21 protein-coding genes are annotated in these 20,395 nt (G+C 49.9%); 12 read left to right on the forward strand and 9 right to left on the reverse strand.

The window, feature by feature from the left end:
• Window positions 1-41 precede the first annotated feature (41 nt).
• Entirely contained in the window at window positions 42-995 is a 954-nt protein-coding gene (gene lsrR, locus FEM44_RS22665) for a transcriptional regulator LsrR (RefSeq protein WP_135522416.1), read from the reverse strand.
• 247 nt (window positions 996-1,242) lie between these two features.
• Between lsrR and lsrA the strand changes: the two genes are divergently transcribed.
• From lsrA to tam, 7 genes are read left to right on the forward strand one after another with little or no spacing between them, the layout of a single operon-like run.
• The gene (gene lsrA / locus FEM44_RS22670) at window positions 1,243-2,778 is read left to right on the forward strand and encodes an autoinducer 2 ABC transporter ATP-binding protein LsrA (RefSeq protein ID WP_135522415.1); all 1,536 of its coding nucleotides are present in this window, start codon (window positions 1,243-1,245) and stop codon (window positions 2,776-2,778) included.
• On the forward strand, window positions 2,772-3,800 hold the full coding sequence (lsrC, locus tag FEM44_RS22675; RefSeq protein WP_135522414.1) for an autoinducer 2 ABC transporter permease LsrC: 1,029 nt from the start codon (window positions 2,772-2,774) through the stop codon (window positions 3,798-3,800). The genes lsrA and lsrC overlap by 7 nt, the downstream gene beginning before the upstream one ends.
• Window positions 3,800-4,792 (forward strand): autoinducer 2 ABC transporter permease LsrD, encoded by a 993-nt coding sequence (lsrD, locus tag FEM44_RS22680; RefSeq protein WP_135522413.1) that lies wholly within the window; start codon window positions 3,800-3,802, stop codon window positions 4,790-4,792. The genes lsrC and lsrD overlap by 1 nt, the downstream gene beginning before the upstream one ends.
• 11 nt (window positions 4,793-4,803) lie before the next feature.
• On the forward strand, window positions 4,804-5,826 hold the full coding sequence (gene lsrB, locus FEM44_RS22685) for an autoinducer 2 ABC transporter substrate-binding protein LsrB (RefSeq protein ID WP_135522412.1): 1,023 nt from the start codon (window positions 4,804-4,806) through the stop codon (window positions 5,824-5,826).
• Window positions 5,827-5,852: 26 nt separating this feature from the next.
• Window positions 5,853-6,728, forward strand: a complete 876-nt coding sequence (lsrF, locus tag FEM44_RS22690) for a 3-hydroxy-5-phosphonooxypentane-2,4-dione thiolase (RefSeq protein ID WP_000774178.1) — start codon at window positions 5,853-5,855, stop codon at window positions 6,726-6,728.
• A gap of 23 nt (window positions 6,729-6,751) precedes the next feature.
• Window positions 6,752-7,042 carry a (4S)-4-hydroxy-5-phosphonooxypentane-2,3-dione isomerase gene (gene lsrG, locus FEM44_RS22695; RefSeq protein WP_135522411.1) on the forward strand — a complete coding sequence of 97 codons (291 nt, stop codon included), beginning with the start codon at window positions 6,752-6,754 and terminating at the stop codon, window positions 7,040-7,042.
• 56 nt (window positions 7,043-7,098) lie between these two features.
• A complete protein-coding gene (gene tam / locus FEM44_RS22700; RefSeq protein ID WP_135522410.1) occupies window positions 7,099-7,857 on the forward strand; it encodes a trans-aconitate 2-methyltransferase in 759 nt (252 codons plus the stop codon).
• A gap of 3 nt (window positions 7,858-7,860) precedes the next feature.
• Here tam and FEM44_RS22705 read toward each other — a convergent pair whose 3' ends face one another.
• The 6 genes from FEM44_RS22705 to sad all read right to left on the reverse strand — a co-directional run bounded on the left by FEM44_RS22705 (window position 7,861) and on the right by sad (window position 14,973).
• On the reverse strand, window positions 7,861-8,775 hold the full coding sequence (locus FEM44_RS22705; protein ID WP_135522409.1) for a bestrophin family protein: 915 nt from the start codon (window positions 8,773-8,775) through the stop codon (window positions 7,861-7,863).
• 206 nt (window positions 8,776-8,981) lie between these two features.
• Window positions 8,982-10,433, reverse strand: coding sequence for a tagaturonate reductase (gene uxaB / locus FEM44_RS22710; RefSeq protein ID WP_135522408.1), 1,452 nt, complete (start codon window positions 10,431-10,433; stop codon window positions 8,982-8,984).
• Window positions 10,434-10,678: 245 nt separating this feature from the next.
• A complete protein-coding gene (locus FEM44_RS22715; RefSeq protein WP_135522407.1) occupies window positions 10,679-12,097 on the reverse strand; it encodes a sensor domain-containing diguanylate cyclase in 1,419 nt (472 codons plus the stop codon).
• 138 nt (window positions 12,098-12,235) lie between these two features.
• Window positions 12,236-12,595 (reverse strand): DUF4186 domain-containing protein, encoded by a 360-nt coding sequence (locus FEM44_RS22720; protein ID WP_001191034.1) that lies wholly within the window; start codon window positions 12,593-12,595, stop codon window positions 12,236-12,238.
• Window positions 12,595-13,521, reverse strand: coding sequence for a glutaminase B (gene glsB, locus FEM44_RS22725; RefSeq protein WP_064529958.1), 927 nt, complete (start codon window positions 13,519-13,521; stop codon window positions 12,595-12,597). Before glsB ends, FEM44_RS22720 begins: the two co-directional genes overlap by 1 nt.
• A 63-nt stretch (window positions 13,522-13,584) precedes the next feature.
• Window positions 13,585-14,973, reverse strand: coding sequence for a succinate-semialdehyde dehydrogenase (sad, locus tag FEM44_RS22730; protein WP_135522406.1), 1,389 nt, complete (start codon window positions 14,971-14,973; stop codon window positions 13,585-13,587).
• Window positions 14,974-15,073: 100 nt separating this feature from the next.
• Here sad and ptrR point away from each other — a divergent pair, with 100 nt between their 5' ends.
• Window positions 15,074-15,955 (forward strand): putrescine utilization regulator PtrR, encoded by an 882-nt coding sequence (ptrR, locus tag FEM44_RS22735; RefSeq protein ID WP_135522405.1) that lies wholly within the window; start codon window positions 15,074-15,076, stop codon window positions 15,953-15,955.
• Between the two features lie 88 nt (window positions 15,956-16,043).
• Window positions 16,044-17,234, forward strand: a complete 1,191-nt coding sequence (gene ydeA / locus FEM44_RS22740) for an L-arabinose MFS transporter (RefSeq protein WP_130260618.1) — start codon at window positions 16,044-16,046, stop codon at window positions 17,232-17,234.
• Between the two features lie 183 nt (window positions 17,235-17,417).
• Here the strand turns inward: ydeA and marC are convergent, their stop codons facing one another.
• Entirely contained in the window at window positions 17,418-18,083 is a 666-nt protein-coding gene (marC, locus tag FEM44_RS22745; RefSeq protein WP_130209251.1) for an NAAT family transporter MarC, read from the reverse strand.
• Between the two features lie 210 nt (window positions 18,084-18,293).
• Here marC and marR point away from each other — a divergent pair, with 210 nt between their 5' ends.
• From marR to marB, 3 genes are read left to right on the forward strand one after another with little or no spacing between them, the layout of a single operon-like run.
• Window positions 18,294-18,728, forward strand: a complete 435-nt coding sequence (gene marR / locus FEM44_RS22750; protein ID WP_130209253.1) for a multiple antibiotic resistance transcriptional regulator MarR — start codon at window positions 18,294-18,296, stop codon at window positions 18,726-18,728.
• 20 nt (window positions 18,729-18,748) lie between these two features.
• Window positions 18,749-19,132, forward strand: coding sequence for an MDR efflux pump AcrAB transcriptional activator MarA (gene marA, locus FEM44_RS22755; RefSeq protein ID WP_130209255.1), 384 nt, complete (start codon window positions 18,749-18,751; stop codon window positions 19,130-19,132).
• 30 nt (window positions 19,133-19,162) lie between these two features.
• Window positions 19,163-19,381, forward strand: coding sequence for a multiple antibiotic resistance protein MarB (gene marB, locus FEM44_RS22760; protein WP_135522404.1), 219 nt, complete (start codon window positions 19,163-19,165; stop codon window positions 19,379-19,381).
• A 30-nt stretch (window positions 19,382-19,411) separates the two neighbouring features.
• Here the strand turns inward: marB and eamA are convergent, their stop codons facing one another.
• Window positions 19,412-20,311: an O-acetylserine/cysteine exporter gene (gene eamA / locus FEM44_RS22765; RefSeq protein ID WP_135522403.1), complete on the reverse strand. Its 900-nt coding sequence runs from the start codon at window positions 20,309-20,311 to the stop codon at window positions 19,412-19,414.
• Between the last annotated feature and the right edge of the window lie 84 nt (window positions 20,312-20,395).

Genomic DNA, 20,395 nt, shown 5'->3' on the forward strand with positions numbered 1-20,395 from the left:
TATACGTTCTCCATCGTTCCCGGTAATAAGGTGATGCTAAATTAACCACGTAAAATCGCAGCGGCAGTATCCTGGTCGGTAACCAGCGCGTTGATGTAGCCGCCTTTCATCGCAGCGGCGATCGCTTCGGCTTTATTTTCGCCCCCTGCGACACCTACTCTAATTGGAATGGTTGTCAGCGCTGTTAAAGGCAAGCCAATCAGTTCGTTATGTATTTTGATATCCGTGACAATGTCACCTTTAGCGTCAAAAAAGTAACCTAAAATATCCCCAATGGCCCCTTTTCGACCAATCATTAACTGTTCGCCCTGGCTGATATAACCGGAGCGAATAATCGTCGCATCCTCTTTTTGATTCACGGCGCCAATGCCGACAATGGCCACATCCGCAGCTTGTGCGGCTAACAGGACATCTTTGACGCAGTTTTCATTTTTCAGCGTACGGGCAATTTCAGCCGAAGATGCCCGTAATGGCGCCGGAATGATGTTGACGCTGCACGCTGCGTTAAGTTGCCCGATGCCTGTCATATAAGAGCCGACGCCACCGGAGAGCGTGACCAGGCGGATTTGCTGTGACGAAATAAAACCACTTAAGCGTTGCAGCGTGTTCATCGTTGCCTCGCCAAAGCCAATCGCCAGCATTTGCTGTGGCTGGAGCAATCCCATCAACATATGCGCTGCGCCGATTCCTAAGCGCCCGCCGACATCTGCATCTGCGAGTCCAGGGATCACCCGCACATGCTGTAATGAAAACTGGCGACGTAATTGCGTCTCATATTCCAGACAGCCTTCAAAGCGAGAATTAATCTGCACGCGAATAATGCCGGACTGATGCCCTTTCTCCAGTAACCGCGACACTTTCAAACGCGTTAGCCTGAGGCGATCGCTAATCTCGCTCTGGGTCAGCCCGTCGTGATAGTAAAACCACGCGATCCGCGCGACCTGTTCTTCTTCGCACATTCCCTGTTCTGAAATTGCCGAATCGTTGATTGTCATAATTCATTCTTCACTTTGAACATATTTAAATCTTTAATGCAATTGTTCAGTTCTTGCGCATTTATATCTGTGATAGCAACCACAGTTTGACTATTCGACATGAACAAACGCAACCGTAAAAATCAAAATAGCATAAATTGTGATCTATTCGTCGGAAATATGTGCAATGTCCACCTAAGGTTATGAACAAATTAAAAGCAGAATTACATTTGTTCAAAACTCACCTGCAAAACTGAATGGGGGAAATATGCAAACGAGTGATACCCGCGCGTTACCGCTACTTTGCGCCCGCTCGGTTTATAAACAGTATTCAGGGGTTAATGTTCTGAAAGGCATCGATTTTACGTTGCATCAGGGGGAAGTCCACGCCCTGCTCGGCGGTAACGGTGCGGGTAAATCGACGCTAATGAAAATCATCGCCGGTATTACCCCCGCTGATAGCGGCACGCTGGAGATTGGGGGCAACAACTACACCAGATTAACGCCAGTTCATGCTCATCAGCTGGGTATTTATCTCGTTCCCCAGGAACCGCTGCTTTTCCCAAGCCTGTCGATAAAAGAAAACATCTTGTTTGGTCTGGCAAAAAAACAGATCTCCATGCAAAAGATGAACAACTTGCTGGCGGCGCTGGGCTGCCAGTTTGATCTCCATAGTCTGGCGGGCTCACTGGATGTTGCCGACCGCCAAATGGTGGAAATCCTGCGCGGTCTGATGCGCGATTCGCAAATTCTTATTCTCGATGAACCTACAGCGTCGCTTACCCCTGCGGAAACCGAACGCTTGTTTGGCCGTTTGCGGGAACTACTCGCCACTGGCGTGGGTATTGTTTTTATCTCACATAAGCTGCCGGAAATTCGCCAGATTGCCGATCGGATTAGCGTGATGCGCGACGGAACTATCGCGTTAAGTGGCAAAACCAGCGAGCTGTCTACCGACGACATCATTCAGGCCATTACGCCAGCAACGCGGGAAAAATCTCTCTCAGCCAGTCAAAAGTTATGGCTGGAGTTGCCCGGTAATCGCCCACAACATGCAGCTGGAACATCGGTACTGGCGCTGGAAAATCTGACTGGCGAAGGTTTTATGAATGTCAGCTTGACGCTGAATGCCGGAGAAATTCTTGGCCTGGCTGGGCTAGTGGGGGCCGGGCGCACTGAACTGGCAGAAACGTTATATGGTCTGCGGCCTTTGCGTGGCGGGCGCATCATGTTGAATGGTAAAGAGATCAATAAATTATCTACCGGAGAACGTTTGCATCGCGGTCTGGTTTATCTACCAGAAGATCGCCAGTCCTCAGGATTGAATCTCGATGCTTCGCTGGCGTGGAACGTCTGCGCCCTCACCCATAATCAACGCGGATTCTGGGCAAAAACCGCGAAAGATAACGCCACACTGGAACGATATCGTCGCGCGCTGAATATTAAATTTAACCAACCGGAACAAGCTGCACGAACTTTATCCGGTGGCAACCAGCAAAAAATCCTGATTGCCAAATGTCTGGAAGCTTCGCCGCAAGTATTGATTGTTGATGAGCCGACGCGCGGCGTGGATGTCGCGGCGCGTAATGATATCTACCAGCTGTTGCGCAGCATCGCCGCACAAAATGTGGCCGTGCTGCTTATCTCCTCCGATCTGGAAGAGATCGAACTGATGGCTGACCGCGTGTATGTGATGCATCAGGGTGAAATTACCCACTCGGCACTGACCGGGCGCGATATTAATGTCGAAACCATTATGCGCGTTGCCTTCGGCGATAGTCAGCGTCAGGAGGCGTCATGCTGAAGTTTATTCAGAACAACCGTGAAATCACGGCACTGCTGGCGGTGGTGCTGCTGTTTGTATTACCCGGTTTTCTCGACCGTCAGTATTTAAGTCTGCAAACGCTGACCATGGTTTATAGCAGCGCACAAATCCTGATCCTGCTGGCAATGGGCGCGACGCTGGTGATGCTGACGCGCAATATTGATGTTTCGGTAGGCTCAATTACGGGTATGTGCGCGGTGCTGTTGGGGATATTACTGAACGCTGGGTATTCACTGCCTGTTGCTTGTGTCGCGACGTTACTGCTCGGCTTGCTCGCGGGATTTTTCAACGGTTTACTGGTCGCGTGGCTAAAGATCCCTGCCATTGTCGCTACGCTCGGAACATTAGGATTGTACAGAGGCATCATGCTGCTGTGGACTGGCGGAAAATGGATTGAAGGGTTACCCGCCGAACTGAAACAACTCTCCGCCCCGCTACTGTTTGGCGTATCCGCGATTGGTTGGTTGACGATAATTCTGGTGGCATTTATGGCCTGGCTGCTGGCGAAGACGGCGTTTGGACGCAGTTTTTATGCCACGGGCGATAATTTGCAGGGCGCTCGTCAATTGGGCGTTCGTACGGAAGCCATTCGGATTGTGGCATTTTCGTTGAACGGCTGCATGGCGGCACTGGCGGGGATTGTGTTTGCTTCGCAGATTGGTTTTATCCCCAACCAGACCGGTACCGGGCTGGAGATGAAAGCGATTGCAGCCTGCGTGCTGGGCGGCATTAGTTTGCTCGGCGGTTCCGGTGCGATCATCGGTGCGGTACTCGGTGCCTGGTTCCTGACGCAGATCGATAGCGTACTGGTGCTGTTGCGCATTCCGGCATGGTGGAATGATTTTATCGCGGGCCTGGTTCTGCTGGCGGTGCTGGTGTTTGATGGACGCCTGCGTTGCGCGCTGGAACGTAATCTGCGGCGGCAAAAATATGCCCGCTTTATGACGCCACCGCTATCCGTTAAACCCGCGTCGTCAGATAAAAAACGGGAGGCCGCGTAATGCGTATTCGCTACGGTTGGGAACTGGCCCTTGCCGCACTGCTGGTTATTGAGATTGTCGCATTTGGTGCAATTAACCCGCGGATGTTAGATCTCAATATGCTGCTGTTCAGCACCAGTGACTTTATCTGCATTGGCATTGTCGCCCTACCGCTGACGATGGTGATTGTCAGTGGCGGGATCGATATTTCGTTTGGTTCGACCATCGGCTTGTGCGCCATTGCATTAGGCGTACTGTTTCAAAGTGGTGTGCCGATGCCGCTGGCGATTCTTCTGACCTTTCTGCTCGGCGCATTGTGTGGAGTGATTAACGCCGGATTAATTATCTATACCAAAGTTAACCCGCTGGTGATTACGCTTGGCACGCTGTATCTGTTTGCCGGAAGTGCTCTGCTGCTTTCCGGGATGGCCGGAGCGACGGGGTACGAAGGTATTGGCGGATTCCCGATGGCGTTTACAGATTTCGCTAACCTGGATGTGCTTGGACTCCCCGTTCCGCTGATTATCTTCCTGATATGTCTCCTCGTTTTCTGGCTCTGGCTGCATAAAACTAATGCCGGACGTAACGTGTTTTTAATTGGACAAAGCCCGCGCGTGGCGCTTTATAGCGCGATTCCAGTTAACCGCACCTTATGTGCGCTCTATGCCATGACGGGGCTGGCGTCTGCTGTCGCCGCGGTGCTGCTGGTATCGTATTTTGGTTCAGCACGTTCCGATCTCGGTGCGTCGTTTCTGATGCCCGCCATCACCGCAGTGGTGCTCGGCGGTGCCAATATTTATGGCGGTTCTGGTTCCATTATCGGCACTGCCATTGCGGTTTTATTAGTGGGATATTTGCAACAAGGTTTGCAAATGGCAGGAGTGCCAAATCAGGTGTCCAGCGCCCTTTCCGGTGCGCTGCTTATCGTCGTTGTCGTTGGTCGTTCCGTTAGCCTGCATCGCCAGCAAATTAAAGAGTGGCTGGCGCGTCGGGCCAATAACCCATTGCCATAAAGGATATCTTCATGACACTTCATCGCTTTAAGAAAATCGCCTTACTTAGCGCCCTTGGCATTGCCGCAATCTCTATGAATGTGCAGGCCGCAGAGCGTATTGCATTTATTCCCAAACTGGTTGGCGTGGGATTTTTTACCAGCGGTGGCAACGGCGCACAACAAGCTGGTAAAGAGCTGGGCGTTGATGTGACCTACGACGGGCCGACAGAACCCAGTGTTTCTGGTCAGGTACAGTTGATTAATAACTTCGTCAATCAGGGATATAACGCCATTATCGTTTCTGCGGTTTCGCCTGATGGCTTGTGTCCGGCACTGAAACGCGCCATGCAACGTGGGGTGAAAGTACTTACCTGGGATTCTGACACCAAACCGGAGTGCCGTTCTTACTACATTAACCAGGGAACGCCCGCCCAGTTGGGAGGTATGTTGGTGGATATGGCGGCGCGTCAGGTGAATAAAGACAAAGCCAAAGTCGCGTTTTTCTACTCCAGCCCCACCGTTACGGACCAAAACCAGTGGGTGAAAGAAGCGAAAGCGAAAATCGCCAAAGAGCATCCAGGCTGGGAAATTGTCACTACGCAGTTTGGCTATAACGATGCCACTAAATCGTTACAAACCGCGGAAGGCATATTAAAAGCCTATAGCGATCTCGATGTCATTATCGCCCCCGACGCCAACGCCCTGCCCGCTGCCGCACAAGCCGCAGAAAACCTGAAAAATGACAAAGTTGCGATTGTCGGATTCAGTACGCCAAATGTGATGCGTCCGTATGTAGAGCGCGGCACGGTGAAAGAATTTGGCCTGTGGGATGTGGTTCAGCAAGGCAAAATTTCAGTTTATGTCGCGGATGCATTATTGAAAAAAGGATCAATGAAAACGGGCGACAAGCTGGATATTCAGGGCGTAGGTCAGGTGGAAGTCTCGCCAAACAGCGTTCAGGGCTATGACTACGAAGCGGACGGTAATGGCATTGTACTGTTACCGGAGCGCGTGGTTTTCAATAAAGAAAATATCGGCAAATACGATTTCTGATGTGCATTACTTAACCGGAGTAAGTTATGGCAGATTTAGACGATATTAAAGATGGTAAAGATTTTCGCACCGATCAACCGCAACAAAATATCCCTTTTACCCTCAAAGGTTGCGGTGCACTGGACTGGGGAATGCAGTCTCGTTTATCGCGGATATTTAATCCGAAAACGGGTAAAACCGTGATGCTGGCCTTTGACCATGGTTATTTTCAGGGGCCGACTACCGGACTTGAACGCATCGATATAAATATCGCCCCGCTGTTTGAACATGCCGATGTATTAATGTGTACGCGCGGTATTTTGCGCAGCGTAGTGCCGCCCGCGACTAATAAGCCAGTGGTACTGCGGGCGTCAGGTGCGAACTCTATTCTGGCGGAATTAAGCAATGAAGCAGTAGCGTTATCGATGGATGACGCCGTGCGCCTGAACAGTTGTGCTGTGGCGGCGCAGGTTTATATCGGCAGCGAATATGAACATCAGTCGATCAAAAATATTATTCAGTTGGTCGATGCTGGAATGAAAGTGGGAATGCCTACCATGGCAGTCACTGGCGTGGGCAAAGATATGGTGCGCGATCAGCGTTATTTCTCGCTCGCGACCCGAATCGCCGCTGAAATGGGGGCGCAAATTATCAAAACCTATTATGTCGATAAAGGTTTTGAACGGATTGTTGCCGGATGTCCGGTACCCATTGTTATTGCTGGCGGTAAAAAATTACCGGAACGCGAGGCGCTGGAAATGTGCTGGCAGGCTATCGATCAGGGCGCTTCTGGTGTGGATATGGGGCGTAATATTTTCCAGTCAGACCATCCGGTGGCGATGATGAAAGCCGTACAGGCGGTGGTACACCATAACGAAACGGCTGATCGGGCATATGAACTCTATCTGAGTGAAAAACAGTAACTGCGGATTTAAGGAGAAGAATCATGCACGTCACACTGGTTGAAATTAACGTTCATGAAGACAAGGTTGACGAGTTTATCGAGGTCTTTCGCCAGAACCACCTGGGCTCGGTACAGGAAGAAGGTAATTTGCGCTTCGATGTCTTACAGGACCCGGAAGTGAATTCGCGCTTTTATATTTACGAAGCCTATAAAGATGAAGACGCAGTGGCGTTCCATAAAACCACGTCCCACTACAAAACCTGTGTCGCGAAACTGGAACCGCTAATGACCGGGCCGCGTAAAAAACGCGTGTTCAATGGGTTGATGCCGTGAGGCGAATTCATCAGTTTTATCTACAATTGGGGTAACGCGCTGACGGGAGTAAAAAAATGTCTGACTGGAACCCCTCTTTATATCTGCACTTTGCCGCTGAACGATCGCGTCCGGCGGTGGAGCTGGTTGCCAGAGTGCCGCTGGAGAATGTCGAATACGTTGCCGATCTTGGCTGTGGCCCAGGTAACAGCACCGCCCTTCTACACCAACGTTGGCCTGCGGCGAAGATAACTGGCATCGACTCGTCTCCGGCGATGATTGCTGAAGCGCGCAGTGCTTTGCCGGACTGCCAGTTTGTGGAAGCGGACATCCGCAGCTGGCAACCGAAACAGGCACTCGATCTGATTTTTGCTAATGCCTCGCTGCAATGGCTGCCCGACCACTACGAATTGTTTCCTCATCTGGTTTCGTTACTTAATCTCCATGGTGTGTTGGCAGTACAGATGCCAGATAACTGGCTGGAGCCTACCCATGTGCTCATGCGCGAAGTCGCCTGGGAACAAAACTATCCGGATCGTGGGCGTGAGCCGCTGGCTGGCGTTCATGCTTACTACGATATTTTGAGCGAAGCCGGATGCGAGATTGATATCTGGCGAACCACTTACTATCACCAGATGCCGTCGCACCAGGCGATTATCGATTGGGTGACCGCCACTGGATTACGCCCGTGGTTGCAGGATCTGACTGAGAGCGAACAGCAGCATTTTCTAACGCGCTACCATCAGATGCTGGAAGAGCAGTATCCACTGCAAGAGAACGGACAGATACTGCTGGCATTTCCGCGTCTGTTTATTGTTGCACGACGTACGGAGTAATTATCACGTCAGCTGGTAATGGCGATCGGGAAGAATTTTCGCTGGAATTTCTGCTTCATCGTTCATCTGTAACAGGTCAATTTCAATAGCGTTGCAGATGGCATCCAGTGGTAAATCGTTGTTTTCTGTACCGAACGGATCTTCAAGTTCTTCCGCCAGGCAATCCAGCGAAATAAAAGTGTAGGAAATCAGCACAGAGATAAAAGGCGTCATGTAATGCAGGTCCACGACCAGCGCAAACGGCAGCATGATACAAAACAGATAAACGGTACGATGCAAAATCAGGGTGTAGGCAAAGGGAATTGGCGTGTAGGCAATGCGCTCGCAGCCTGCCAGAACCGCTGAAATATCATTAAGCCGATCGTTGAAGCTAATAAACAGAATGTCCGAAAGCTGTCCATTGCGTCGCTGAACCGCCAACCATTCCCCCATTATCAACAAAATACGGTTAGCTGGAGAGTTTGAAGCCAGGACTCGCTGAAGATCTTTGGCATTGAGATAATGAGCCAGCACTTCCGCCTGAGGCTGTTTGCGTAATGTCATACGTAAACAGTGGGCGAAGGCGATTTGCAGTCGGGCAAACTCCCTTACACTTGCCGAATCCGGCAATGTCGTTTTTACCTCACGCAATAATGACCGTGAAGCAATCATCAACTGCCCCCAAAGTTTTCGTGCTTCAACGTAACGGGCGTAACCGGCATTATTACGAAAACCAAGAAAAATGGCGATGGCGACACCAAGAATGCTGAACGGTGCGAGGGTGAATTTGATGCCCAAATGCGTGTACCAGGGCAGCATGAAAATAACAGCGATAGAAAAGAGAAAATTGAGTAGTAAGCGCGAGGATATCTTGGATAATACTGAACCGTGCCAGACAAAAATACGGCGCAGCCAGTGTTGTTGTGGACGAACAATCATGGTTATCTTCAGGCGTGGACAAGTCGCCCTATTAAACGTGATTACGATCACATTCTCAAGACGATACTTACAAATTACCTACAAGCTTACAACATTAACAGTGTGACATATGGCACTTGGTTATGATAAACGGCGTATAGGATGTTGTAACTAAATTAGGTTGGTGAAAAACCCGGTCGAAACCGGGTTCAGAAGTAACGGTGTTATTAGCACAACGGACGTACAGCTTCGCGCATCCCTTTTTCCAGAATGGAATCCAGGTCATTAGCAACCAGTTCGACCAGGCCAGGCACTTGCGTTAGGTCCTGTTCCCAGTGGTCTTTTTCTGCCAGCACAATAGCGACCAGCTCCTGGGTGTCGATGATACGGTCACGATGCTGGCTCCAGAGTTGCTGATAACGTTCCAGCCAGTGGGCATCATCCTGTACCGGATACTCTTCCCCGTTACGTTCTCCACGATAGAATGCAATCAATGCCGCTAGCGCGAAGGTCAGTCGGGCCGGAAGTTTACCGTTCACCTTCTGCCCTGCCAGCAGCTGCGGCAGGATGCGGGTACGGAACTTGGTCATGCCGTTGAGCGCGATGGAAAGCAGCTGATGCTTAATGTACGGGTTACGGAAACGCCCGGTGACTGCACTGGCGAAAGATTCCAGTTCATCACGAGGCAAATCCAGTACTGGAATAATTTCTTCGTAGATGGCTTTTTCAACGAATGCGCAAATTTCAGCATCGTTCATCGCTTCACCTACGGTATCCAGCCCTGCCTGGAACGCAACTGGCACCAACGCCGTATGCGCACCGTTCAGGATTGCAACCTTACGCTCTTTGTATGGCTTAATATCATCTACAATCAATACGTTGAGCGGATATTTGTCCAGACGCAGCTCAGTCGCTAAGGATTTCGGCCCCTGAATAACAAACAGGTAAAAGTGTTCAGCGGTATCGAGGAAACCATCGTGATACCCCAGTTCTTCTTCCAGTTTCGCCACTTCATCACGCGGATAACCGGTAACGATACGGTCCACCAGCGTTGAACAGAAGCTGTTAGCCTGATCCAGCCATTGAATAAATGCTTCTGGTAGCGCCCACTCCTGCGCGTAGCGCAGCACCAGTTCACGCAGCGCATCGCCGTTATAGTCGATCAGTTCACACGGGATGATGATCCAACCTTTATCCAGCGCACCGTTGAAATGGCTAAAACGTTCGAACAACAGGCGAGTCAGTTTTGCCGGATAGCTTACCGCTGGCGCGTCATCAAATTTGTCGCCTGCATGGTAGCTGATGCCTGCTTCGGTGGTGTTAGAGAAAACAAAGCGCATTTCCGGGTTGTGCGCCAGTTTCAGGAATTCATCGTATTCACTGTAGACGCTGATTTCACGATTAACAGAACGAATCAGACGCGCATCGCTAACCGCTTCGCCCTTCTCATTCAAACCACGAATGATGGTGGTATACAGACCATCCTGAGTGCTCAGTGACGGCGGGAATGAAGTTTCAATCGGACGAACTACGACCACACCAGAATTCAGATCGGTGTGCTCATTCAGGAGATCAATTTGCCAGTCGACAAAGGCACGCAGGAAGTTACCTTCACCAAACTGAATGATACGTTCTGGATACTGTGCACCGGGAAAATCGCGACGATTTAGTGTTTTCACAATGGGTTCCCTTTTGATTAGTCATACAACCTGTTTGAATTGGTACGACAGGTTAGCAAACTTTGATACACTGAACCCCTGTTTTGATCAACTCGCGGTGAACAATTCACGGTTTTTGGCGAAAAATGTGCTGCTGGTCAAGGTTCCGGAAAGTTAAAGCTTGTAATCATGATTCGCGGTAAAAGTGGGGAATGTTCAAATTGGTAGAACAAATTAGATGTCCCCCACAAAAACTCGCAAATTTGTCAGACAACTTCCTCGCCATAATGCATAGTGCTGGTACGATTTCGCCCGTCTTTTTTCGAGCGATAAAGACAAGTATCGGCTTCTACCATTAGTTTGTTGAAATCATCTATTAACGTACGAAATGTTGCACTTCCACTTCCGACACCAATGCTAACCGTCAAGTAAAGCGTTTTTTGTTGCCAGATAAACGGTTGCATTTCTACGCCTTTACGGATTTTTTCCGCCATCAGCAGACCATCCACAGGATTCACTGAAGGCACTGCAACCGCAAATTCTTCGCCGCCCATCCGTGCCACCAGCCCCTTATCACCAACTATCTTCTGTATATGCCGGGCAAACACGCTTAAAACTTTATCGCCGCATTCATGACCATAGTTGTCGTTTATGCTTTTGAAATAGTCGATATCAAGCAGCATCACCGTCAGATGTTGTGTCTGTTGTAGTGACGGATTTTTTAACGCCTCAAAAAGACCTGAGCGCGAGTAAACCTGGGTGAGAAAATCAAAATCGGCACGCAGAGAAACTTGCTTAACCAGCGAATTAATTGCCGCCACGCTAAAGGAAACCATGATTGGGCAAATTGCCATGGTAGCAATCCCCAGACGAGCGGAGAACATTTGTGGGATAGAGAACGGCGAACCGACGGCGATATCTATCACCGAATTTGCCACCAGCACGATTTCCACCGCTCCCGTCAAAAAAGTCAGCAAACACGTTACCTGCGGGGTATAGCGTACCGCACACCAGATCAATGCAGGCAATGGGAACGCCAGACTCCCCGCACCGCCAATCACTACCGAGGCAATAACCGATACAATGAGCGCAATAAACGGCATCATCTGTTCTGCTTTAAAGCGTGGCAACACTCTGGGGATCGCCAGCGTCAACATACACGGAACAATTAACACGCCCGTCGAAAACTGTTCGCTAAACCAGTCAGCAAGTAAGGGCCAGAAATCCAGACTATCAATACTTACTGAACCAACCGCTCCGACAATTGCGCATAATAATGCGGCTATAAGGCAATAATTAAACAAGCGTAAGGCACTTACTGGCTCATACTTATTTTTCCCCAGTCGCTTATCCCTCACCACTAACCGAGCCACGGTCACAATAAACATCATATTGGACAAGTTGATGACCAGTGAAACTAAACCCCATTCGGTAGTCATCGCATCATAAGCCAGCATCGCCACGTAACTGATTGCATAGTAATGCAGTCGATTGAGCCAGACATAACGGGCAAAAACCCCTGCCATCACACCATTCAGCGGCCAGAAGAGAGAAAGTTCATGAACCAGACGTAACTCTGCGCCAACAAAATAGAACAGCGTGGTTAGCGCAAAAATCGCGATGCTATTACGTAGCAAATGGCCTTCCAGGAACAAATGGAAAGTTGAGATGGGGTGTACACGCATTAATTATCTGTCCATACAATTGCAGGCTGCAATTATTTTAACGCAATAAGTAAATTCTCATAAAGGATAGCATGTTCACTGGCAGCGGTGACAAATAAAGATATTAATCCGATACGGCTTTGTCGAAATCTGACATTCTTATGGCTGATTCATCTGAATAACCAGCCAGTGGTAGATAACCGTCACAATATAACGTTGTTGTTCCTCACTTAACGAAACACCCTGCGGAATGTTGTGCCACTTAGCCAGACAGCCGCGACAACATGTTGCTGTAGCATGCTGGGCAATAAACACCGGATGCCCGCGCATGGGAGTTTGCTTGCCATCGTTCGCCGGTAAGGCCGGGGCAAGACGTTTAGCGACAAAATCCGCCGCATGTTGTTCGATAACCGGCGCGCCCTTCTCCAGACAATACTGACGCTCCTTCACGCCTAAACGAAAGCGGGAGCGAAATTTTGAACGGGATAAACGCGCGAAGAGTGGATCAAGAGACTGCATTAGTAAACCGAGCGTCCTAATTGTTTCGTCAATTGTTCAAGTACTGCAATACCGGCAAGAGAGTTACCTGCGTCATCCAGTTCCGGACTCCAGACCGCAATGGCCATTTCATGTGGGACGATCGCCACAATACCGCCACCAACGCCAGATTTCGCCGGAAGTCCCACCCGCCAGGCAAACTCGCCCGCGTTCTGGTACATACCACTGGTTGCCATCAGCGCGTTAATTTGTCGCGCCTGCATTGGCGTCACCACTGGCTCATCGATATGAATAGCCTTCCCCTGATTTGCCAGAAAGACAAACGTTCGGGCCAGCTCAACGCAGCTCATTTTTAGTGCACAGTAGTGAAAGTAGTTTTGCAGTACTGTTGTCACATCATGATGGAAATTGCCAAACGACTTCATCAGCCAGGCTATCGCCGCATTTCTCGCAGAATGCTCGAACTCTGAACGCGCTACCACCGTATCGTAGGCAATATCAGACACGCCGCTTAGTCCACGCACCACTTCCAGCATACGTTGCCGTGGGGCGCTTAATCGCCCTTGTAGCATGTCGCAGACCACCAGCGCACCGGCATTAATAAAAGGATTTCGTGGAATACCCTGTTCCATTTCCAGTTGCACCAGAGAATTGAATGGCGATCCCGACGGATCCTTGCCCACTCGTTGCCAAATCTCTTCTTCGGAGTAATGACGCATTGCAACAACGAGACTGAGCACTTTGGAAATAGACTGAATTGAAAAACGCTCTTGCGCGTCTCCGGCCTGAAAAAGCTGCCCGTCAACGGTACAGATAGCAATGCCCAGTCGGGAACCCTCTACCGTTGCCAGTGCCGGAATATAATCCGCGACTTTCCCCTGACCAATTAGCGGACGTACTTGCCGCAAGATGTTTTCTAAAATTGCATTATCCATGGCGACTGCCACTCTCTGCTCCTTGCTCGCAGGTCTGAAAAGACCTGCGAGTATAACAGAGCTAAATATGTGACGTCAGATCCGGTCTTTCCATACCGTCTGGATATTACAGAACTCATGTAACCCAAAATGGGAAAGTTCACGACCAAAGCCGCTCTTCTTCACACCGCCAAACGCTACCCGTGCATCACTGGCGCTGAAACCATTGATAAACACCCCTCCACATTCCAGACGTGCTGCCATTTGTTTCGCCAGTGCTTCATCAGAGGTAATAATGGTTGCAGAAAGTCCAAACTCGCTGTCATTAGCCAGTTTAAGCGCATGTTCAGCATCTTTCGCAATGGTGATTGCCGCGACGGGTCCAAACAATTCTTCACGAAACGCGGTCATTTCTGGCGTGACGTCTGCCAGAACCGTTGCCGGATAGTAGTTTCCTGCGCCTGCTACCTTTTCCCCTCCGAGTAACAGACGGGCGCCCTGTGCCAGTGATTTTTCAACCTGATGATGTAACTCATCACGCAAATCGAAACGCGCCATCGGTCCGAGGTCGTTTTCCTCATTACTCGGATCGCCCATTTTCAACGCCGCTACCGCCGCCACAAAACGCTCGGTAAATGCAGAGGCAATCCCCTCTTCGATGATAAAGCGTTTTGCTGCTGCACAAACCTGCCCGGTATTCTGATAACGTCCGGCAACCGCGGCTTTCACGGCCAGGTCCAGATCGGCATCGTTAAGCACAATAAATGGGTCGGAACCGCCCAGTTCAAGCACACATTTTTTCAGTGCCGCCCCAGCCTGCGCGCCAATGGCTGCTCCCGCACGGACACTTCCGGTGACTGTAACCGCAGCAATGCGCGGGTCTTTAATCATCTGGCTTACACCGTCATTGTCGGCATTCAACCAGCCATATACGCCTTGTGGGATACCTGCATCGTTAAAGACCTGAGCAATTAACTGTGCACAGCCCATCACATTTGGCGCATGCTTAAGCAAATAACCGTTACCTGCCAGGATAATGGGAACAGCCCCTCGCATCACCTGCCATAACGGAAAGTTCCACGGCATAATCGCCAGGATCGTCCCCATAGGACGATATTCAATAACCGCTTGCTGATTTTCTACCTGCGTAGGTTCGCTCTTCAGCATTGCCGGGCCATGCTCTGCATACCAGTCGCACAAGTTTGCCGATTTCGCCACTTCGGCACGCGCCTGTTTGATCGGTTTCCCCATTTCTCGAGTGATCATTTGCGCCATCTCTTCGCTACGGGCGCGTAAAGCCTCACCGAGATCATGCAGTTTTTCTGCGCGATAATTTACGTTTGTTACGCGCCAGTCGCGAAAGCCTGCCGCCGCGAGCCGAAGTGCGTGTTCAATATCGTCAGCGCCAGCCCACGGCAGTGCAGAAAGTTGTTCGCCATTGGCTGGATTTATTGAAATAGCATGGGTAAGCGGAGTAATGGTCATCCGGGTGTCTCCTTCGTGAGTTATGGTGTGAAGATACGCAGATTTACTCTTTCGTGAAAATGAATAATATTAAGCCACTTGTTCACGAATTGAGAATGCTATGGATCTGACCCAACTGGAGATGTTTAACGCCGTTGCCGAGGCTGGCAGCATTACCCAGGCGGCAGCAAAAGTGCATCGTGTGCCATCTAACCTGACTACCCGTATCCGCCAGCTGGAAACAGAACTCGGCGTGGAACTGTTTATTCGCGAGAATCAGCGTTTACGTCTCTCTCCTGCCGGGCATAATTTTTTGCGCTATAGCCAACAAATTCTCGCGTTGGTCGACGAAGCGCGAAATGTTGTTGCTGGCGATGAGCCACAAGGCTTGTTTTCTCTCGGTTCGCTGGAAAGCACCGCGGCTGTACGCATCCCAGCTACACTGGCAGAATTTAACCGTCGTTATCCTAAAATTCAGTTTTCCCTTTCTACTGGCCCTTCCGGGACTATGCTGGACGGTGTACTTGAGGGAAAACTGAATGCGGCATTTATTGATGGTCCGATTAACCATACAGCCATTGACGGGATGCCGGTGTACCGTGAGGAGTTGATGATCGTTACGCCGCAAGGACATACTCCCGTTACCCGCGCCAGTCAGGTTAATGGTTGTAATATCTATGCCTTCCGCGCTAACTGCTCGTATCGCCGCCACTTTGAGAGCTGGTTTCATGCCGACGGCGCAGCGCCGGGGACAATTCATGAGATGGAGTCATATCACGGTATGCTGGCCTGTGTAATCGCCGGAGCGGGAATTGCGCTTATTCCTCGTTCCATGCTGGAAAGTATGCCGGGGCATCATCAGGTTGAAGCCTGGCCATTAGGTGAGCAATGGCGTTGGTTAACGACATGGCTGGTCTGGCGTCGTGGCGCGAAGACTCGTCAGCTTGAGGCGTTTATTGAGCTGCTTGACACATCGCTGGAACAGCATGATGCGGCAAAATGAGATGTAGATCACAAAGTCATTGTATTCACATCATTAACCGTTTTAAGATCATTTCATCACCTTTTTGCAACTCACCCGATAATCTGTTATGACAACAAACACTGTTTCCCGCAAAGTGGCGTGGCTACGGGTAGTTACGCTGGCAGTAGCCGCCTTCATCTTCAATACTACCGAATTTGTCCCTGTTGGCCTGCTTTCTGACATTGCGCAAAGTTTTCACATGCAAACTGCTCAGGTCGGCATCATGTTGACCATTTATGCATGGGTAGTAGCGCTAATGTCATTGCCTTTTATGCTAATGACCAGTCAGGTTGAACGCCGCAAATTGCTGATCTGCCTGTTCGTGGTGTTTATTGCCAGCCATGTGCTGTCATTTTTATCGTGGAGCTTTACCGTTCTGGTGATCAGTCGAATCGGCGTTGCTTTCGCACATGCTATTTTCTGGTCGATAACGGCGTCTCTGGCGATTCGCATGGCGCCAGCAGGTAAACGAGCGCAGGCGTTGAGTTTAATCGCTACCGGTACAGCACTGGCAATGGTATTAGGTTTACCCATTGGTCGAATTGTGGGGCAATATTTCGGCTGGCGAACGACGTTTTTTGCCATTGGTATTGGAGCGCTTATCACCCTGCTATGCCTGATTAAATTACTTCCATTACTCCCCAGCGAGCACTCCGGGTCGTTGAAAAGTCTTCCGCAGCTGTTCCGCCGCCCTGCATTGATGAGCATTTATTTGTTGACGGTAGTGGTGGTTACCGCGCATTACACGGCATACAGCTATATCGAGCCTTTTGTGCAAAACGTAGCTGGGTTCAGTGCCAATTTTGCCACAGCATTGCTGTTAATGCTCGGAGGCGCAGGCATTATTGGTAGCGTGATTTTCGGCAAACTCGGCAATCAGTATGCGTCTACGCTGGTGAGTGCGGCAATTGCGTTATTGCTGGTGTGCCTGGCGCTACTGTTACCTGCGGCGAACAGTGAGATGCACCTCGGCGTACTGAGCGTTTTCTGGGGGATTGCGATGATGATCATCGGCCTTGGGATGCAGGTAAAAGTGCTGGCGCTGGCACCGGATGCTACCGACGTTGCGATGGCGCTATTTTCGGGGATATTTAATATTGGTATCGGCGCCGGGGCGCTGGTGGGTAATCAGGTGAGTCTTCACTGGTCGATGTCGATGATTGGCTATGTTGGCGCGGTGCCTGCTCTCGCTGCGTTAATATGGTCAATCGTCATATTCCGCCGCTGGCCAGTGAAACTCGAAGAACAGACGCAATAGCTTCCATGCACGAACGAGCCTTTCAGATTATTGACAACGTGCGCTTTGTTTATGCCGGATGCGGCGGGAACGCCTTATCCGGCCTACAACTCAATACATTGCAGAGATTACGTAGGCCTGATAAGCGTGGCGCATCAGGCAATGTTGCGTTTGTCATCTGGCTCAGACCCATTCGGGCCTTTTTTAATGGTACGTTTTAATGATTTCCAGGATACCGTTAATAATAAACTGCACCCCCATACACACCAGTAAGAAGCCCATCAGGCGGGAAATCGCTTCAATTCCCCCCTTGCCTACCAGCCGCATAATTGCGCCAGAGCTACGTAGACTTCCCCATAAAATGACCGCAACCAGAAAAAAGATCAGCGGCGGCGCAACCATCAATACCCAGTCCGCGAAGGTTGAACTCTGACGTACTGTGGATGCCGAGCTAATGATCATCGCAATGGTCCCCGGTCCGGCAGTACTTGGCATTGCCAGTGGAACAAAGGCGATGTTGGCACTGGGTTCATCTTCCAGCTCTTCGGATTTGCTTTTCGCCTCCGGTGAGTCAATCGCTTTTTGCTGGGGGAAGAGCATACGGAAACCAATAAAAGCGACAATTAAGCCGCCAGCAATACGCAGACCGGGAATCGAAATCCCGAATGTGTCCATCACCAGTTGTCCGGCATAGTACGCCACCATCAAGATGGCAAAAACATATACCGAGGCCATTAATGACTGACGATTACGTTCGGCGGTGTTCATGTTACCTGCAAGCCCGAGAAACAACGCTACGGTAGTTAACGGGTTAGCTAACGGCAATAACACCACCAGCCCCAAGCCTATCGCTTTAAACAAATCTAACATTGGTGGTTGTCATCCTGTGTCGCTAGTTATCTGCGAAAAGTATAAAGGGTAAACAAGGAGAAAGTTTCACTCTTTAACTAATCTTGCAGCACACTGCGCAATACTTGAACCGATTTAGCAAATCGTGGCATCCAGGGATTCATTCATTTGACTTATACTTGCCTGGGCAATATTATCCCCTGCAACTAATTACTTGCCAGGGCAACCATTGTGAAAAGTACCAGCGACCTGTTCAATGAAATCATTCCATTAGGTCGCTTAATCCATATGGTTAATCAGAAGAAAGACCGTCTGCTTAACGATTATCTGTCACCGCTCGATATCACCGCGGCACAGTTTAAGGTGCTCTGCTCTATCCGCTGCGCGGCGTGCATTACTCCCGTTGAGCTGAAAAAAGTCCTTTCGGTTGACCTTGGCGCGCTGACCCGCATGTTGGATCGCCTGGTCTGCAAAGGCTGGATTGAGCGGTTGCCGAACCCGAATGATAAGCGCGGCGTGTTGGTGAAACTCACCAGCAGCGGCGCGGCAATATGTGAACAATGCCATCAATTAGTTGGCCAGGACCTGCATCAAGAATTAACAAAAAACCTGACGGCGGACGAAGTGGCAACGCTTGAGCATTTGCTTAAGAAAGTCCTGCCGTAAACAAAAAAAGAGGTATGACGATGTCCAGACGCAATACTGACGCTATTACCATTCATAGCATTTTGGACTGGATCGAGGACAACCTGGAATCACCACTGTCACTGGAAAAAGTGTCAGAGCGTTCAGGTTATTCCAAATGGCACCTGCAACGGATGTTTAAAAAAGAAACCGGCCATTCATTAGGTCAATACATCCGCAGCCGTAAGATGACAGAAATCGCGCAAAAGCTTAAAGAAAGCAACGAGCCCATCCTCTATCTGGCAGAACGTTATGGTTTCGAGTCACAGCAAACGCTGACTCGTACCTTCAAAAATTACTTTGATGTTCCACCGCATAAATATCGGATGACCAATATGCAGTGCGAGTCGCGGTATTTGCATCCATTGAACCATTACAACAGTTAATAAAAATGTGACAACGTCACTGAGGCAATCATGAAACCACTTTTATCCGCAATGGTAACCGCGCTTATTCTCTTTTCCGCGCAGAGCTTTGCGGAGCAAACCTCGCAACCGGTCGTTACTTCCTGTGGCGATGTGGTGATTGTTCCCCCATCGCAGGAACAACCACCGTTCGATTTAAATCACATGGGTACAGGCAGTGACAAATCGGATGCGCTGGGCGTGCCCTATTATAACCAACACGCCATATAGTTTATTCAGGCCCCGGCATATCGGGGCTTGTTAGCCTCTCACCTTCACCGCTTTACGCCACCGCAAACCAAACACATTGATATACAGTCCGGTCATAATAAGCACGGCACCTAAGAATTGCAGACCTGTTAGGCGTTCATCCAGCAGTAACGCTGCACTTGCCAGACCGACTACCGGCACCAGTAATGATAATGGTGCGACACGCCATGTTTCATAGCGTCCAAGCAGCGTACCCCAGATCCCGTAACCAACTATCGTCGCCACAAATGCCAGATACATCAACGCCAGAATGGTGGTCATGTCGATAGTGACCAGACTGTGAATCATTTTTTCGGAGCCATCGAGAATGAGCGAGGCGACAAAAAACGGGATTATCGGGATTAATGCGCTCCAGACGACCAGAGACATCACTGCCGGACGGGATGAATGAGACATGATCTTTTTATTGAAGATATTGCCACTCGCCCAACTAAATGCCGCCGCCAGGGTCAAAATAAAACCGAGCATCGCCACATGCTGACCGTTAAAGCTATCTTCGATTAACACCAGTACGCCAAAAATCGCTAACGCAATCCCCGCCAGTTGCTTACCGTGCAGCCGTTCACCAAAAGCAAAAGCACCGAGCACGATAGTAAAAAACGCCTGAGCCTGTAAGACCAGCGAGGCTAGTCCTGCCGGCATACCGAAGTTAATGGCGCAAAAAAGAAAGGCAAACTGCGCAAAACTGATGGTTAAACCATACCCCAGCAGTAAATTCAGCGGTACTTTTGGTCGCGCCACGAAAAAGATTGCCGGGAAGGCGACCAGCATAAAGCGTAAACCGGCCAGCATCAGCGGTGGCATGTTATGGAGCCCCACTTTGATGACCACAAAATTAAGCCCCCATACAACGACGACTAATAGCGCCAACAACCCATCTTTCCGCGACATTTTCCCGCCTCTGAATTTTCATTTTTTGTCAGCAATCAACTTAGCTGAATTTACTTTTCTTTAACAGTTCATTCGTTAATCACC

It is taken from the genome of Escherichia sp. E4742 (assembly GCF_005843885.1).
Lineage (GTDB): Bacteria > Pseudomonadota > Gammaproteobacteria > Enterobacterales > Enterobacteriaceae > Escherichia.

Bases quoted from the DNA above. Each gene is read 5' to 3' on its own strand.
- marA (WP_130209255.1), top strand. From the start codon at position 18,749: ATGTCCAGACGCAATACTGACGCTATTACCATTCATAGCATTTTGGAC.
- FEM44_RS22720 (WP_001191034.1), bottom strand. From the start codon at position 12,595: ATGCAGTCTCTTGATCCACTCTTCGCGCGTTTATCCCGTTCAAAATTT.
- tam (WP_135522410.1), top strand. From the start codon at position 7,099: ATGTCTGACTGGAACCCCTCTTTATATCTGCACTTTGCCGCTGAACGA.
- lsrC (WP_135522414.1), top strand. From the start codon at position 2,772: ATGCTGAAGTTTATTCAGAACAACCGTGAAATCACGGCACTGCTGGCG.
- FEM44_RS22705 (WP_135522409.1), bottom strand. From the start codon at position 8,775: ATGATTGTTCGTCCACAACAACACTGGCTGCGCCGTATTTTTGTCTGG.
- marC (WP_130209251.1), bottom strand. From the start codon at position 18,083: ATGTTAGATTTGTTTAAAGCGATAGGCTTGGGGCTGGTGGTGTTATTG.
- lsrB (WP_135522412.1), top strand. From the start codon at position 4,804: ATGACACTTCATCGCTTTAAGAAAATCGCCTTACTTAGCGCCCTTGGC.
- eamA (WP_135522403.1), bottom strand. From the start codon at position 20,311: ATGTCGCGGAAAGATGGGTTGTTGGCGCTATTAGTCGTCGTTGTATGG.
- lsrF (WP_000774178.1), top strand. From the start codon at position 5,853: ATGGCAGATTTAGACGATATTAAAGATGGTAAAGATTTTCGCACCGAT.
- lsrD (WP_135522413.1), top strand. From the start codon at position 3,800: ATGCGTATTCGCTACGGTTGGGAACTGGCCCTTGCCGCACTGCTGGTT.
- marB (WP_135522404.1), top strand. From the start codon at position 19,163: ATGAAACCACTTTTATCCGCAATGGTAACCGCGCTTATTCTCTTTTCC.
- ydeA (WP_130260618.1), top strand. From the start codon at position 16,044: ATGACAACAAACACTGTTTCCCGCAAAGTGGCGTGGCTACGGGTAGTT.
- ptrR (WP_135522405.1), top strand. From the start codon at position 15,074: ATGGATCTGACCCAACTGGAGATGTTTAACGCCGTTGCCGAGGCTGGC.
- sad (WP_135522406.1), bottom strand. From the start codon at position 14,973: ATGACCATTACTCCGCTTACCCATGCTATTTCAATAAATCCAGCCAAT.
- FEM44_RS22715 (WP_135522407.1), bottom strand. From the start codon at position 12,097: ATGCGTGTACACCCCATCTCAACTTTCCATTTGTTCCTGGAAGGCCAT.
- lsrG (WP_135522411.1), top strand. From the start codon at position 6,752: ATGCACGTCACACTGGTTGAAATTAACGTTCATGAAGACAAGGTTGAC.
- lsrA (WP_135522415.1), top strand. From the start codon at position 1,243: ATGCAAACGAGTGATACCCGCGCGTTACCGCTACTTTGCGCCCGCTCG.
- lsrR (WP_135522416.1), bottom strand. From the start codon at position 995: ATGACAATCAACGATTCGGCAATTTCAGAACAGGGAATGTGCGAAGAA.